Consider the following 15,478-nt stretch of genomic DNA (forward strand, 5'->3'; position numbering starts at 1 on the left):
GCAAACAACCGCGAAAGTTGTTCTGATCCCGCGAGGTGGGCGGCAGGCGGAAGCAGGAAACGCATTTTGCGCGCGCAGCGCGCCCTCAAGGGAAAGAGGGTGATTGACAAGAGGGAGAAAACCGCAGGTTGTCGCCCTCTTGCCCGCCTGCGGCGCGCAGCCGCACCGTTCCTGATGAACGATACAGTACGACACTGTTATAATGCCGCAAGGCTTTCGTCCGCCGCCTGTACGGTAAACTGCAAATCCTTCTGCGTGTGCGCAGACGAGACAAACATCGCCTCGAACTGGCTGGGCGCCAAATACACGCCGCGTAATAACATTTCATTAAAATACTTTGCGTATTGTTTTGTGTCGCTCGTCTTAGCAGCGGCAAAACAGTCCACCGGCGTGTCGGTGAAATACGGACACAGGAGTGAACCGACCTGATTGACCCACATTTTGACGCCGTGCTTGTCCGCGCTCGCGCGCAGGTGGTTGGCGATATACTGCGCCGATGTCTCCATCACGGTGTAAATCTCCGGATGGTCGGTCAGGATTTGCAGCTGCGCGAGTCCCGCTGCCATCGCGACCGGATTGCCCGACAGCGTGCCCGCCTGATAGACCGGGCCGCACGGCGCCACCTGCTCCATGAGCGCGCGGCTGCCTGCGTACGCGCCGACCGGCATGCCGCCGCCGATGATCTTGCCGAAGGTCACGAGATCCGCGCGCACGCCGAAATACTCCTGCGCGCCGCCCGCGGCCAGTCGGAAACCGGTGATGACCTCGTCAAAAATCAGTAGTGCGCCGTGCTTGTCGCATAAAGTACGCAGCCCCTGCAAAAAGCCGTCTTTCGGCGGGACAACGCCCATGTTTGCCGCGACCGGCTCGACGATGACCGCCGCGACCTGTCTCGGATTCGCGTCCAGCAGGCGCTCGACCGACGCAAGGTCGTTATACTGCGCCATCAGCGTATCCTGCGCCGCGCCTTTCGTCACACCCTTGGAATCCGGCTCGCCCTGCGTGAGCGCGCCCGACCCCGCGCCGACTAGCATGGAATCCGAATGGCCGTGATAGCAGCCCTCAAACTTGATGATCTTGTCGCGTCCGGTCGCGCCGCGCGCCAGACGCAGCGCGCTCATGACCGCCTCGGTGCCAGAGTTTACCATGCGCACCATTTCGATGTTCGGCACCATTTCGACCATCTTTTCCGCCATCTCGACCTCCAAAGCGGTCGGCGCGCCGAACGACAAACCGTTCACCATGCGGTCATACACGGCTTTGAGGATATCCGGATGGCTGTGGCCGAGCACCATCGGCCCCCAGGAGCCGACATAGTCGATGTATTCCAGCCCATCCTCGTCCAGCACATGGCTGCCCAGTCCCTTGACGAGGAAACGCGGGTTGCCGCCCACCGCGCGGAACGCGCGCACCGGCGAGTTGACCCCGCCCGGCAGCACTTTGACCGCGCGCGCAAACAGTTCTTCCGATCGGGTCATCAGCCGATATCCCCCTTTCGGATCGCGTCCGCCAGCTCGCAGGCGTAGTAAGTAATCAGGATATCCGCGCCCGCGCGGAAGATCGACACCGCGCTCTCGCACATCACGCCGTATTCGTCGATCAGACCGGCTTTCGCCGCCGCCTTGATCATCGCGTATTCGCCCGAAACCGCATAAGCCGCCACCGGCAGTTCAAACCGTTGCTTGCACTGGTAAACCAGATCCAGATAGCTCATCGCGGGCTTGATCATCAGGATGTCCGCACCCTCCTGCACATCGAGCGCGCACTCGCGCATGGCCTCGCGGCTGTTGTGCCAGTCCATCTGATAGGAGCGGCGGTCGCCGAAGGCCGGGGCCGAGCCCGCCGCGTCGCGGAACGGGCCATAAAATGACGACGCATACTTCGCCGCATAGGACATGATCGGCACGTTAACAAAACCCGCTTCATCCAGCGCCTGCCGGATCGCGGCAACGCGGCCGTCCATCATATCCGAAGGCGCTACCATATCCGCGCCCGCCTTGGCATGGCTGACCGCGATCTGCGCAATGCGCGCGATCGTCTGGTCGTTGTCCACATAGTCGCCGCACAGGATGCCGCAATGGCCGTGGCTGGTGTACTCGCACATGCACACATCGGTGATGACGTACATCTCGGGCGCCAGCTCCTTGATCTTGCGGATGCCCTGCTGCACGATGCCGTCCTCCGCCCACGCACCCGAGCCAATCTCGTCCTTGTTTTTCGGCAGACCGAACAGGATAACGCGGCTCACCCCGTGCATATGCGCCTGCTCCACCATGCGGTACAGCTGATCGGGCGAATAGTGATACTGACCGGGCAGCGAGGGAATTTCCTCGTAAATGCCCTCGCCCTCCTGCACAAAGATCGGCCAGATCAGGCTTTCAGGCGAAAGGCGCGTCTCGCGTACCATGCGGCGCAGGCCGTCCGACGTGCGCAGGCGGCGCGGACGAATGGAATCATTGAACATTGTTTATCTCCTCCTTGATACAGGCGACCAAGTCGTCAATCGTTGCGTTTTTCGATACTTTCACATTGGCAAAGTATTTTCGGGCTGCATCCGCGGTCTGCGCGCCAATGCAGCAGGCCGTAACGCCCTTGTAATCCGCGGCACCCACCGCTTGAGCAAAGCCCTCGACCGTCGAGACGCTGGTGAACGTCACCGCGTCGATTTTGCCGCTCTCGAGCAGACCGCGCAGCGCATCCGCCTTGTCGCAGCGGTGAACCGTGTCATACAGCGGCACATCGGTAACTTGAATGCCTGCAGCGGCGAGCTTTTCGGGTAAAATCCGCCCGCCCTGCTCCGCGCGCAGCAGCAGCGTCGAACCGCCCTGCGGCATCACGTCCACAAGCGCATGCGCCAGATGCTCCCCGTCGTACTGCGTGGGAACAAGGTCGGCGGTCAGCCCGTAAGCGGCGAGTGCGGCCGCCGTGCCCTTGCCGATGACGGCGATTTTCATACTGTACAGCGCGCGCAGATCACGGCCGAGCCCCCGCAGCGCATGCACCGCCGCGGGCACGCCCGCCGGGCTGGTGAACACCGCCCAGTCGTGCGGCTGCTGCAAGGCATCCGCCAGCGGCTGCGTGTCCGTGCGCTGGGCCGTCTCGATGCACGGCGCTTCGATGACGTTTGCCCCCAGAACGCGCAGTTTGTCCGCGAGTGTGCCCGCCCGCTCGCGTGGCCGGGTGACAACGACCGTTTTGCCATGCAGCGGCAGCGGTGTGAACCAGTCGAGCGCATCGCTCAGGCTGCACACCCGTCCGACGATAATCAGCGCCGGGCTTTGCAGCCCCGCCGCGCGCACGTTTGCCGCAAGGTCGGACAGCACGGACACCACTTTGCGCTGCGTGCCGCGCGCGCCGTTTTCAATGACGGCGGCGGGCATTTCGGGTGACATCCCCGCGCGCAGCAGGCCGTCCGTCACCTGCTCAAGCGCGGTCAGCCCCATCAGAAACACCAGCGTGCCGTCCAGCCGCACCAAACTGTCAAAGTCGATGTTCAGCGTCTTGCCCGCGCGCGCATGCGCCGTGATGATGTGCACCGACGAGGTAAAGTCCCGGTGCGTCACCGGGATGCCCGCAAACGCGGGCGCGGCCAGCGCGCTCGTCACGCCCGGAATCACCCGGAACGGCACATGGTTTGCCAGCAGATGCTCGCACTCCTCGCCGCCGCGGCCGAACAGGAAGCAGTCGCCGCCCTTGAGCCGCACGACGTTCTTGCCCTCGCGCGCCAGCCGCACCAAAATGTCGTTAATTTCATGCTGCGGCACGGGATGATGGTTATTTTCCTTGCCGACCGACACCTTTTCCGCCTGCGGCGGGATGAGGTCAAGGATATCCTCGCCCACCAGCCGGTCATATACCACTGCGTCCGCTCGCGCGAGCGCCTGCGCGCCCGCCGTCGTCAGCAGTCCTTTATCGCCCGGCCCCGCGCCGACCAGCGTTACCGTTCCTGTCATGCCTCTCCCTCCGCTTGATGCCTCAGTTGCAGCGCGAGCGTGCGACCGAGCGCAGCGGCCTCTGTCCGCCGTCCGGTCACCGCGCCGCGCGCCATATGCGTTTCATCTGCCGTCACATACAGACCTCGCAGATGCAGCGTGTCATCCTGCACCTCGGCATACGCCGCGACCGGCGCGAAACACCCGCCGCCGAGCGTTTTGACAAACGACCGTTCGGCGGCTGCGCAATCGCGCGCGTCCGCGTCGTCCACCAACCGTGCTGCGTCCTCGTGTTCGCCCGCGCGGCCCTGCACGGCCAAAATGCCCTGCCCCGCCGCGGGGATGATCTCGTCCGGCGAAAAATACCGGCTGATACGCCCTTCCAGCCCCAGTCGCTGCAGCCCTGCCGCCGCGAGCACCAGCGCGCCGTATGCGCCGCCGTCCAGCTTCGCCAGCCGCGTCTGCACGTTGCCGCGCACGGGCTGCACGTCGATCTCAGGAAACAACTGTTTCAGCTGCACCCGCCGCCGCGCGGACGAACAGCCAATCGGCTTAGTTTTATCCCACTGTCCGCTCTCGGGCATCACGAGCGCATCGCGCGCGTCGGCACGCTTGGTAAACGCCACGAGCGGCAGACCGTCCGGCTGCTCCATCGGCACGTCTTTCAGGCTGTGCACGGTCAGATCGACCCGATGGTCGGCCAGCGCGCGGTCGAGTTCCTTGACGAACAAGCCCTTGCCGCCAACCTGATCAAGCGTTTTGTCGAGCACCATGTCGCCCGTGGTTTTCATTGTGATGAGTTCACAGTCGCCCAGCGCGCGGCAGACCTCCTCGGCCTGCACCACCGCAAGGCGGCTGTCCCTGCTGCCAACCCGGATCATGTCATTCCCTCCAATACCGCGCGGATGCGCTTTGCCGCCGCCGCCGTTTTGCCGTGCGCCGTGCCGTCCGACACCACGCCCGCAATCAGTCCCCCGCCCTCACAAACGGCGGGGAAGAAAAAGGTCGATTCCGCTGCGCAGTCGGCCACGCTGCACGGGATCTGCCTTGCTGCGCAGTCTGCTGCGATGCGGTGGTTGACTGCGCGGTCGTTCGTCGCCGCGACTGCCAGAAAAGCCCCCGAAAGATCGCTTTTCTCGTAGCCGCGGCGATGGTCAACCGCGATATCGGACGGGCTTTCCGGCGCCACCACCGTCACCGCCGCGCCAAAGCGCCGTAAAATGCCCACGCGCCGCGCAGCAATCGCACCCGCGCCGAATACGACGCAATGCTTGCCCGCAAGCGACACAAACAGCGGAAAACGCGGCGCAGTTTCCGGCTGTGCCGGTGTGGGTACCTTCCAACCGAAGCGCAGCGCGAGAAAGTCCTGTATTTCACAAAGCGTTTTGCCCTGCTCCTCACGCGGACGGGCAATGACCAGCACGGTCGCGCCGACCTCGCGCGCGGCCGACAGCTTTTCCGCGAAACCGCCCGCTTTTCCGGTGTCCTTGGTGACCAGAATGTCCGAGTGCGTCTGCCGCAGCAGCGCGGCGTTCATTTCGTGCGAAAACGGCCCCTGCATTGCGATCACCTGCGCACCCGCAAAGCCGAGCGCCGCGCACTGCTCGAGCACGGCAGCGCTCGACAGCACGCGCACAATCAGCCGCTCGCGATAGCCCTCGACCGCTGCAAACGCCGCCAGCTCCTTACTGCCGGTCGTCAACAGCGCACGGCCGGGATGCGCATTCAGCCAGCACACGGCAGCCGCCGTATCCGGCACGGTGACGACGCCCTCGCTGTCCAGCTGGGGACGCAGCAGGCGTTCATACTGCGCGCCGGTCTGCGTGCAGGCCGCACGCAGGTTATCCGACACCAGCGCGGCATACGGATGCGTCGCATCCACCAGCAAGGTATCCGCGTCCAGCACCGCTGCCATCGCGTCCGCATCCAGACGGCCCTCGTGCACCGTGATACCGGCGAGCGGTTCCATGACCGCCGCGCCGTAGTCGGTGGCGACGTATACGTCCGAGTTTCCGCCGCAGGCAGACACAAACCGGCACAGCGCGTGCCCCTCGCTCGTGCCCGAAAAAATCACAAGCCTCATACGCCGCGATACCCCCGCGGCGTGACCATGCGCCCGTTTATCACACGCGTGCGGCTGTTGCCGATGAACACGGTCGTCAGCATGTCGGCCGACGCATCGCGCAGCGCACCGAGCGTCGTCAAAGTATATGTTTCGCCGTCACGGCCGATGTTGCGCACCATGCCGCACACGGTGTCGGGTGACATGGTTTCCAGCAGGATGTCGCACGCGCGAAGCAAGTGACCCGTGCGCTTTTTGCTTGCCGGGTTATACAGCGCAATGCAGAAATCGCCCTGTGCCGCGCCGCGCAGGCGCTGCTCGATGACCTCCCACGGGGTCAGCAGGTCGGAGAGCGAAATACAAGCGAAATCGTTGGTTAGCGGCGCGCCCAGCACCGCCCCGCCCGATAGAGCCGCCGTCACGCCCGGAATGACCTCGATTTCGATTTCCGGGTCGTCCGCGCACACCTCGAAAAGCAGTCCTGCCATGCCGTACACGCCCGCGTCACCCGACGAGACAACCGCGACCGTATGCCCGGCTTTCGCCGCGTCGCGCGCCGCCGTGCAGCGGTCCACCTCGCGCGTCATGCCGGTCTGGATGCGCGTTTTGCCCTCGATCAGCTCCGCGATCAGGTCGAGATACAGCCCGTACCCCGCCACGCAGTCGCACTGCTCGAGCGCGCGCACCGCGCGCAGCGTCATCTGCTCCGCGCCGCCAGGCCCGATGCCGATGCAATACAGCTTCATCTGCCGCTCCCCTTTCTCATATGCGCAAGGCATGCCTCCAGCCTGCCCGCGTCCACCAAATCCTTCATGCCGCCCAGCAGCAAATCCACCGTTTTGCCCACCGCAAGCTCGAGCAGTCCATCAATATCGCCGTCGCGGTACAGTGCATCATACGCATGGTCAAAGTGCAGACGGTCGAGCGCGGTGTCCTTGACCGCAGCGATCACGGGCAGTGCCTGCCGGTAGGCATACCAGCGGTAAAACTCGGCCTGCTCCTCATCCAGAATACGCTCCGCCGCCTGCTTTGCCGCCTCGTTGCGGCTATTGTCCAGATCACCCAGATCGTCCAGATTGTACAGCGTCACGCGCGCATCTTCCGCGACCGTCTGCTCGATATCGCGCGGCATGGCGAGGTCGAGCAGCAGCCGCGGCGGCTGCCGCAAATCACGAATCTGCTGCGCGGTGAGTGTAAAATGTGGGCTGGTCGTCGCGCTGACCGCGAGGTCCGCGCCTTCCAGCACCTCACACCGCCGGTCATACGGGAAGGTATCACACCCGGCAGGGACGATGGTCTCGCCGTGACGGTAGCTGCGCAGCGTCACCGTCACCGCGCAGCCCTGCGCCCGCAAGGCGGACGCGGCCAGCCGCCCCATCTCGCCGTTGCCGATGACGACCGCGCGCTTGCCTTCGAGCGAGCCGAAAAAGTCCTGCGCCCGCCGCACGCCCGCCGCAGCCGCCGACGCGGGCACGCCGGTGAGTTTAACCTCGGTGCGCACGCGCTTGCCCGCGGTCACCGCGCGGCGAAACAGCGTGTCCAGCACACTGTCCATGGTCTGCGCCTCACGCGCAAGCGCCGCCGCGTCACGCACCTGCGTCAAAATCTGATCGTCCCCGAAGATCTGGGACTCCAGTCCCGCCGCGACCGCCATCAGATGCTGCACGCACGCCTTGTCCGTGCGCGTCACGCTCAGACCGCGAAACACCGCAACGTCAAACCCCGCCGCGCGGGCCAGCATGGCGAGCGGGTCGGTGGGCGCGCCTTCCTCGCCCTGCACATATAGTTCGGTGCGGTTGCAGGTCGCCAGCAGCACACATCCTCGAACGCCCGGCGTTTCCGCCAAGCGCGGCAGCAGCGCCTGCACCTGTCCGCGCACGAACGACACACGCTCGCGCTGCGCCAGCGGCGCATGCACAAAATCTATCCCCGTCATCGTGAGGTTCACTGTTTTTTGTCCTCCCACTCTTGTTTCTCAAAACAGGCGCGCCAGTCCTGCTGCGCCAAAGCGACCGTCACGCCATCCCGCGCGGTTTTGCGGCAGATGAGCGCGCCGCCCGACGCAGCGCACACCGCCGCGCGCTCGCATACGTTGTCCACGCCGACCGTGCGCGCGACAAAATCGGACGGCGTAAAGTCGCCCGGCACGCTTTGCAGCGTCTCCGCCGAAAAGGCGGTCAGCGACAGGCCGTGCGTTTCGCAGAAGTGCAGCAGCCCCGGCTCGTTTTGCTTTACGTCGATGCTCGCGACGCCGCGCACCGCTTGCCATGGCACACCTGCGGCATCCAACGCCGCCTGTGCGGCGGCTTCGATCATCTTTTGCGCCGTCCCCTTGCGGCAGCCGATGCCAAGAAACACAATCCGCGGCACCAGATGCAGCGTATGCGCAAAGGGCGCGGCCCCGATATCAAAACCGATCACAAAGCCGCTTTCCGGTGCGCCATGCAGCGTCACCTGCGCGGGCAGACGGCCATCGACCGGAAAATCCGACTTCAGACCGATCGACTCGCCGCGCAGCAGCGCGCCCGAAACATATTTAATGTTCTGCGGGTCGACGACAGCACAGTCATGCGCCGCCGCCCAGGTATCGACCGCGAACGCCGCACGGCTGTCGGTCGCGGTCGTGATGACCGTCGTTGCGCCGAGGCCGTCCGCCAGCCGTTCGGCCAGCGCGTTTGCGCCGCCAAGGTGGCCGGACAGAATCGGAATGACGAACCGCCCGGCCTCGTCAATGACCAATACCGCCGGGTCAAACGCCTTGCCCGCAAGATACGGCGCGACCGCGCGCACCGCGATGCCCGCCGCACCGACAAACACGATCAAATCACAGTCCACCATCGCCTGCTGCGCAAAGCGTGAAAGCTGCGTGCCCGCAAGCGATGGGTCCACCGTGCGGGCGTACCGCTCGGTGAGAAAATCCGGCAGCAGCGAGGCTGCTTTTTCCGCAGTCTGCGCGCCGATTTCGGTAAACGAGACAAACTTCGCGTGCTTCATTGGCTCGCCTCTCGGAAGCCCGTGGTGAACGACGGGTCGTAGAGCTTGGACCGGTCGTAGTCGTCGCCCAGAAAGCCGCCGACCGTAATCAGCGCGGTTTTGGTCACGCCCTCGCGCGCGGCAGCCGCGGCAAGGCCGCTGACCGTCGTGCGAATGACCTTTTCGTCCGGCCACGTCGCCTTGTAGACGATCGCGGCGGGCGTTTCGGGCGCATAGCCGCCCGCGATCAGCCGCGCGGACAGTTTTTCCAACTGCCCTGCGGACAGAAAAATCACCATGGTTGCGCCATGCGCGGCAAGGGCGTCGATCTGCTCTTTTTCCGGCACGGGCGTGCGCCCTTCCATGCGGGTCAGAATGACCGTCTGGCTGACGTTCGGCAGCGTGTACTCGGCTTTGAGCGCCGCCGCCGCGCCGCAGAACGAGGAAACGCCCGGGCAGACCTCGTAGTCCAGCCCCAGCCGGTCGAGCGCGTCCATCTGCTCTCGGTGCGCGCCGTATACGCATGGATCACCCGTGTGCAGCCGCACCACCGTCTTGCCCGCCTGCGCTGCGGGCGCCATGACGGAGATCACTTCTTCCAGCGTCATCTTGGCGCTGTCGTACACCGCGCAGCCGTCCTTTTTGTAATCCAGCAAGGTGGGATTGACCAGCGAACCCGCATACACGATCACATCCGCTTCACCCAGCAGCTTCGCGCCGCGCACGGTGATCAGGTCGGGCGCGCCCGAGCCTGCGCCGACAAAATAGATCATGCCTGCCCCTCCTTCACCAGAATGATGGAAAAATACCCGGTCGGGTCGTCAAGCGCTGCCAAATCGGTGACAATGCGCTCACCCTCCATGCCGCACCGCTCAACGAGCGCCGCGTTTGCCAATTCCCCGCGCGCTGCCAGCTTGTCGCGCACCTCGAGAGTGGACTTGCCCGCCTTCATCAGCACGCGGCTGCCGGGCAAGTCGAGCGCCTCGTCCAGCCCACCGTGCGAGGCGGGGATGATATGCAACATTTCGCTGTCCTCACACAGCGCGCGGCCGAGCGCGGCCGCCGCCGCGCAGAACGAGGGCACGCCCGGCACGATCTGCGTCTCATAGCCCCGCGCCTGCACGCGCCGCAGCACATACCAGCAAGTGGAATACACGGTCGGGTCGCCGAGCGTTAGGAACGCGACCGATTTGCCCGCGTCCAGCTGCGCGCAGATCTCGTCCGCCGCGCGATCGTGGCACGCGTCGCGCTTTGCCTTGTCGCGCGTCATGGGCATCTCACAATGCAGCACCGGCTTGTCCCCGATATACTGCGCCGCGATCTGCAGCGCGGTCTGCTCGCCCGCGCCCGACTGCGGCACGGCGATGAGATCGCTCTCGGAAATCACGCGGATCGCCTTGGCCGTCAGCAATTCCGGGTCGCCCGAGCCGACGCCCACGCCATACAACATTCCTTTGCTCATACTGTCTCCTTTAACCGCTCGCACAGCGCCCGTGCACCGGGCGACTGCGCCAAAATCCCGTATTGTCCCGTAAAGAGGATAAACTCCGCGCGCGCCTTGCCGCGCAGCCGCAGCTGGAGCCGCTCACTGATCGCCTTGCCGATACGCGCCATCACTGCGTCCCGCAAGCCGGCCTTGTCCAGCAGTTCGATGCAGGCATCGACCGAAACCGCGTCCATCAGCCCTTCGAGCGTCTCGCGCCCCGCGCCGCAAAGCGCCGCGTGCGCGGTGAAAATCTCCTGCCGCCCGTCCGCGACCGACGAATGTGTGTTCATCACGCCTGCGGCGAGTTTGACCAGCTTGCCCGCGTGGCCGACCAGCAGAATGTTCGCAAAGCCACGGAACGCCGCGTGGTCGAGCGTCTCTCCGATGTAGTTCGAGCACTTGACTGCACGCTTCAAATCCAGCCCCAGCGTGTCGCGCGCAAAGTCCGTACCATAGTTGCCCGGACACAGGAAAGCAATGCGCTGCCCGGCGGCGTACAGGCTGTCCAGCTCCAGCCGGATGGTATCGACCAGCGCCTTCTCGCTCATCGGCTCGACCACGCCGCTCGTACCAAGGATCGAGATGCCGCCTATCACGCCCAGATGCTCATTATAGGTCTGTTTGGATAATTTTTCCCCGTTTTCCGCGGAAACAACCACCGAAAAGCCACCGGTATAGCCCGCCTGCTGCGCGGCACGTTCGACCGCTGCCGTGATCTGTGCGCGCGGGCCGGGATTGATCGCCGCCTCACCCGCGGGCACGGAAAGCCCGGGCCGTGTCACGTGCCCGACGCCTGCACCGCCCGTAATGGCAACGCCCTGCGCCGCACGCCGCACCGCCGCCGAGATGCGCACACCATTTGTCACATCCGGGTCGTCGCCCGCATCCTTGCGCACCGTGCAGACCGCCGCGCTGTCCTCCCAGCGCGGCTGCTCGACCGGCAGATAGAAGGTCAGCCCAGCCGGGGTTTGCAGGGCGATCTCGGACGGGGCTTGCCCCGTCAGCAGCAGCAGCGCCGCGGCTTGCGCCGCCGCCGCTGCGCACGAACCCGTCGTCCAGCCACGGCGCAACGCCTGACCGCCTTGGTAAGTTATTTGCTCCATCGCCATCCGGCTTCACCTCCCCGCAGACAGCAGAAGCAGGACGGACCCGCAAGCCCGCCCTGCCCGGTTTCTCATTGCTCTTCCTGCGCAGCACGCGCGTTTTCCTGCTTTTTCCGCTCGACAAAGCGGCCGAGGAAAAACGCGATCACGCCCACGCCCACGCCGGTCTGCACGCAGAACAGCAGGCTTTCCAGCTCGCCCGGCAGTTCCCCGCCGAGCAGCTGCTCAAAAACAGGCGTCGCCCAAGGCTCGTATTCCTCGCCCGTGATCTCCGCCACCTTTTCGCTGCCCGCGTCGTCCGAGCCGCCGAATTCCGCGCCGCGCAAGGCAAGCACCGGCGTGACGATCAGCGCCACGCACAGCAGCAGCAAGACAACGATCAGCGTTCTGTCCTTTTTCGTCATGCGCCCGCCTCCTCAAATCCGACCGCGCGCAGTTCGGGCTGCGCATAAGCTTCGAGTGCAATCATAATAATGACGGTCAGCACCCCTTCGAGCACCGCCAGCGGCAGCTGAGTCGGCGCAAACACGCCGAGAAACTCGATTACCGAACCGGGAACGCCGCCGGTCGCGGACGGATACGCGACCGCCAGCTGCACGCTGGTCACGCAATAGGTGACAAGGTCGCCCAGCGCCGCCGCCAGAAAGACCGACACCTTTTTGTTGACCTTGAGCCGCAGGCACAGCTTATAAATCCCAAAGGAGACAAACGGCCCCGCGACCGCCATGGAAAAGGTGTTGGCGCCCAGCGTGGTCAGGCCGCCGTGCGCGAGCAGGACCGCCTGAAACAGCAGCACGATCACGCCCAGAACAGACACCGCCGCCGGGCCGAACAGGATCGCACCCAGCCCCGTGCCGGTCATATGCGAACACGAGCCGGTCACCGACGGGATCTTGAGCGAAGAGATCACGAAGATGAACGCGCCCGCCATGGCCACCAGCGTAATTGCACGCCGCTCGCGCGCCACGGTTTTCTTGATCGAGAAATACCCCGCCAGCACAAACGGCAGCGCGATCACGCCCCACAAAATGCACATGGACGGCGGCAGAAACCCCTCCATGATGTGCATTGCGCCCGCTGCCGGCACAACGCCGCACAGCAGCGCGGCACAGGCGGTCAGTCTCACCAGTTTTCGTTGTTTTTGTGTCATATTTTTCTCCTTTCCCGCGAAAAACTGCGGATACAAAAACACGCCGTATCCCGATGCATCCCACGCATCAGGCCGGCGCGAAGCGCCCGCCTCCCCCTTGCCGGAGAGCCGGGCTGACGCACAACCGGCCATCGCTCGTAGCCGTATGCGCTTCCATCCCAAAAGGCAGGTATTCTGGCTTGGGCGTCCTCGCGCGCCGCCGGTCTTCCCGGACCTTCCGATCCAGTGACGTATTCGGCTTCGCGCTCTTCCCTTACAGCGGCGGGACCGCAGAGGAATTGCACCTCTTTCCCTATTCTCCTGCCGGAGAAAATGGCAGGCACCTTTTGGTATCCGGTATATCTTGCCGGAAGAAGCAGTTTCATTATAGCATGCGGACTATCGCTCCGCAAGGCAAATGCCTACTTTTCGTCAAGAAGCCGTGCGAGAGCGTCCGGCGAACGCGGACAGGCCGCATCCGGCGGCACCAAATCCCGCGCGCGCAGCGTGTCCCAAACCTCCATCAGCAACGGACGGCGCAGATGCGCCCGCCGCAGCACGTCGGCATCCGCCAGCACCGCCTGCGGCGTGCCGTCCGCGAGAACGCGCCCCGCGCAAAACACCACCGCGCGCGTCGCCCAGCGAAAAGCGAAATCCATGTCGTGCGTGGAGATCAACAGCGTGCGTCCCTCGTCCGACAGGCGGGCGAGCACACGCTCCAGCCGTTCCTCTCCGGTCGGGTCGAGCGACGCGGCGGGTTCGTCAAACAGTAATATCTCACTCTGCATCGCCAGTATATCCGCGATTGATACGCGTTTTTTCTCCCCGCCGGACAAATCGTGCGGCGGGCGGGCGCGGAAAGGCTGCAACTCCATGTAATCCAGCGCATGATCGACCCGCCGCGCGACCTCGTCCCGCGGCAGGCGCAGGTTCATCGGCCCGAAAGAGACCTCAGCGGCGACGGTCGAGGCGATGATCTGGTCATCCGCGTTCTGGAACACGATCCCGACCCGCTCGCACAATTTTTTGCGTGCTTTGCGGTCCACCGGCTTGCCGTCCAGCAGGATCTGGCCGCTCTCGGGCGCCAGCACCCCGTTCAGGCACAGGAAAAACGTGGATTTGCCCGCCCCGTTCGGACCGAGCACCGCGATGCGCTCGCCTGCATACACATCGAGCGACACGCCGTCCAGCGCGGGCGCGCCGGAATCATAACAAAACCGCAGGTCTTTCGCCTGCAAAATCGGCTGCATCCGTCTTTCCCCTCCTTTCACACAGCGGCAAGCGCCAAAAGCGCCGCCCAAAACAACAGCATCCAGAGCACCTGCGCCCCGCGCACCGGTTTTTCCTCCGCAAGGAAGCGCAGCTCCCCGTCATATCCGCGCGCGGCCATCGCGTCCGCATAGATGCGCGACCGTCGCAGCGACAACACCAGCAGATTGCCCGCCGTACCGCCGAACGACCGGCATGACGTGCGAAAATCCCGCCAGCCCAGCCGCGCGCCCGCGGCCTGTCGCATGCGCCCGTACATATCCAGCAGCACGAACACAAAGCGATAGATCAGGTACATCAGCTCGCACAAAAGCGGCGGCAGATGCGCGCGGCGCAGCACATCTACGAGCTCGCAGGCAGTGGTCGTCAGCGCAAGCAGATACATCGCACTGACCGCGCCGAGCGCCTTGAGCACCAGCGCCGCGGCAAACCGCACACTGTCCGCGTCGGCGCACACATAGAACCACGGCAGACGCAGGTTCCAGTCGCCGGCGGGTGCGAAGACGATATCGCACGCAACCGCCGCGCCGCCCAGCAGCAAAAAGGCAAGCGGCACCAGCAGCAAGCCGAAATAGTCCCGCAGCGGCAGCCTTCCCTTCCCCTTTTGCAGCGCCGCCAGCACGAGAATGACCGCCGCGGACACCGCAGGCCGGTCGGCAGCCAGACACAGGATGAGCGTTCCCACCGCCAGCACGGTCTTAAACACGGGATTCCACCTGCGCATGCCGGACTGATAGGCCAGCCGGTCGATCGAACGCGGTCCGTGTGCATGCCGGTGCGCCATACCGCACGCCTCCCTTCCGTTGCAATATGTGACATTGTATCGTCTGCGCCGCACTTTGTCAACGAAAGAAAACCGTGCATTTGGACAAGCAGGCTCGATTCGATCAGCGCTCAGCCGCGCCAATCAGCTTCTTCACAGTAAATGTTTTCCGTTGTTTTGCAGCAGACATGGAACATTCTTGCCTGCCCTCTGCCCAGCGGCAGCGCACCAAAGCGGCACCGTGAAATGCCGATCCGATCGGTAAACACGCCGGTTTCATTCTGGCACAGCATCCTGTCACCGCCAATGATAGTCCATTTTTATGACTCCCTTGTTTTGCTTGGGTTGTGCATAAAATACAGCATCCGTCGCTCCGGTCGCACCACTCGGGCCGGTGGGGCCTGTCGGGCCGGTTGCACCGCTCGGGCCGGTTGCGCCGCTCGGGCCGGTTGCACCGCTCGGACCGGCGGGTCCGGTCGGGCCGGTTGCACCACTCGGACCAGTGGGTCCTGTCGGGCCAGTTGCACCGCTCGGGCCGGTGGGTCCAGTCGGGCCGGTCGCACCACTCGGGCCGGTGGGTCCTGTGGGACCGGTTGCACCGCTCGGGCCGGTGGGTCCTGTCGGGCCGGTTGCACCACTCGGGCCGGTGGGGCCTGTCGGGCCAGTTGCACCGCTCGGGCCGGTGGGACCCGTGGGGCCGGTTGCACCGCTCGGGCCGGTGGGTCCTGTCGGGCCAGTTGCACCGCTCGGGCCAGTTGCGC

At 64.7% G+C, this 15,478-nt stretch carries 16 protein-coding genes and 1 riboswitch; all 16 genes read right to left on the reverse strand.

Annotated elements, in window-relative coordinates; genetic code table 11:
• Positions 1-197 precede the first annotated feature (197 nt).
• Complete coding sequence (gene hemL / locus EJL02_RS02290; protein WP_125114789.1) at positions 198-1,478, reverse strand: glutamate-1-semialdehyde 2,1-aminomutase; 1,281 nt, start codon at positions 1,476-1,478, stop codon at positions 198-200.
• A complete protein-coding gene (gene hemB, locus EJL02_RS02295) occupies positions 1,478-2,464 on the reverse strand; it encodes a porphobilinogen synthase (RefSeq protein ID WP_125114790.1) in 987 nt (328 codons plus the stop codon). Before hemB ends, hemL begins: the two co-directional genes overlap by 1 nt.
• Positions 2,454-3,953, reverse strand: coding sequence for a uroporphyrinogen-III C-methyltransferase (cobA, locus tag EJL02_RS02300; RefSeq protein ID WP_125114791.1), 1,500 nt, complete (start codon positions 3,951-3,953; stop codon positions 2,454-2,456). Before cobA ends, hemB begins: the two co-directional genes overlap by 11 nt.
• On the reverse strand, positions 3,950-4,813 hold the full coding sequence (gene hemC, locus EJL02_RS02305) for a hydroxymethylbilane synthase (RefSeq protein ID WP_125114792.1): 864 nt from the start codon (positions 4,811-4,813) through the stop codon (positions 3,950-3,952). The genes cobA and hemC overlap by 4 nt, the downstream gene beginning before the upstream one ends.
• Complete coding sequence (gene cobK / locus EJL02_RS02310) at positions 4,810-6,015, reverse strand: precorrin-6A reductase (protein ID WP_125114793.1); 1,206 nt, start codon at positions 6,013-6,015, stop codon at positions 4,810-4,812. The genes hemC and cobK overlap by 4 nt, the downstream gene beginning before the upstream one ends.
• Positions 6,012-6,740, reverse strand: a complete 729-nt coding sequence (gene cobJ, locus EJL02_RS02315) for a precorrin-3B C(17)-methyltransferase (protein ID WP_125114794.1) — start codon at positions 6,738-6,740, stop codon at positions 6,012-6,014. Before cobJ ends, cobK begins: the two co-directional genes overlap by 4 nt.
• Positions 6,737-7,942, reverse strand: a complete 1,206-nt coding sequence (hemA, locus tag EJL02_RS02320; RefSeq protein ID WP_125114795.1) for a glutamyl-tRNA reductase — start codon at positions 7,940-7,942, stop codon at positions 6,737-6,739. The genes cobJ and hemA overlap by 4 nt, the downstream gene beginning before the upstream one ends.
• Entirely contained in the window at positions 7,939-8,988 is a 1,050-nt protein-coding gene (locus EJL02_RS02325) for a cobalt-precorrin 5A hydrolase (RefSeq protein ID WP_125114796.1), read from the reverse strand. The genes hemA and EJL02_RS02325 overlap by 4 nt, the downstream gene beginning before the upstream one ends.
• Positions 8,985-9,740, reverse strand: coding sequence for a precorrin-4 C(11)-methyltransferase (gene cobM / locus EJL02_RS02330; protein ID WP_125114797.1), 756 nt, complete (start codon positions 9,738-9,740; stop codon positions 8,985-8,987). Before cobM ends, EJL02_RS02325 begins: the two co-directional genes overlap by 4 nt.
• Positions 9,737-10,429, reverse strand: coding sequence for a precorrin-2 C(20)-methyltransferase (gene cobI, locus EJL02_RS02335; RefSeq protein WP_125114798.1), 693 nt, complete (start codon positions 10,427-10,429; stop codon positions 9,737-9,739). The genes cobM and cobI overlap by 4 nt, the downstream gene beginning before the upstream one ends.
• A complete protein-coding gene (gene cbiD / locus EJL02_RS02340) occupies positions 10,426-11,562 on the reverse strand; it encodes a cobalt-precorrin-5B (C(1))-methyltransferase CbiD (RefSeq protein ID WP_243114378.1) in 1,137 nt (378 codons plus the stop codon). Before cbiD ends, cobI begins: the two co-directional genes overlap by 4 nt.
• Positions 11,563-11,627: 65 nt before the next feature.
• The gene (locus tag EJL02_RS02345; protein WP_125114799.1) at positions 11,628-11,960 is read right to left on the reverse strand and encodes an energy-coupling factor ABC transporter substrate-binding protein; all 333 of its coding nucleotides are present in this window, start codon (positions 11,958-11,960) and stop codon (positions 11,628-11,630) included.
• Entirely contained in the window at positions 11,957-12,706 is a 750-nt protein-coding gene (locus tag EJL02_RS02350; RefSeq protein ID WP_125114800.1) for an energy-coupling factor ABC transporter permease, read from the reverse strand. Before EJL02_RS02350 ends, EJL02_RS02345 begins: the two co-directional genes overlap by 4 nt.
• A 147-nt stretch (positions 12,707-12,853) precedes the next feature.
• Positions 12,854-13,048, reverse strand: a riboswitch (cobalamin riboswitch).
• 59 nt (positions 13,049-13,107) lie between these two features.
• Complete coding sequence (locus tag EJL02_RS02355; RefSeq protein ID WP_125114801.1) at positions 13,108-13,935, reverse strand: energy-coupling factor ABC transporter ATP-binding protein; 828 nt, start codon at positions 13,933-13,935, stop codon at positions 13,108-13,110.
• Between the two features lie 17 nt (positions 13,936-13,952).
• Entirely contained in the window at positions 13,953-14,738 is a 786-nt protein-coding gene (cbiQ, locus tag EJL02_RS02360) for a cobalt ECF transporter T component CbiQ (protein ID WP_125114802.1), read from the reverse strand.
• A 110-nt stretch (positions 14,739-14,848) separates the two neighbouring features.
• The gene (locus EJL02_RS14080) at positions 14,849-15,010 is read right to left on the reverse strand and encodes a hypothetical protein (RefSeq protein ID WP_164510238.1); all 162 of its coding nucleotides are present in this window, start codon (positions 15,008-15,010) and stop codon (positions 14,849-14,851) included.
• Positions 15,011-15,478 lie beyond the last annotated feature (468 nt).

The sequence above is a fragment of the Agathobaculum sp. Marseille-P7918 genome (assembly GCF_900625105.1).
In the GTDB taxonomy this organism is placed as follows: domain Bacteria; phylum Bacillota; class Clostridia; order Oscillospirales; family Butyricicoccaceae; genus Agathobaculum.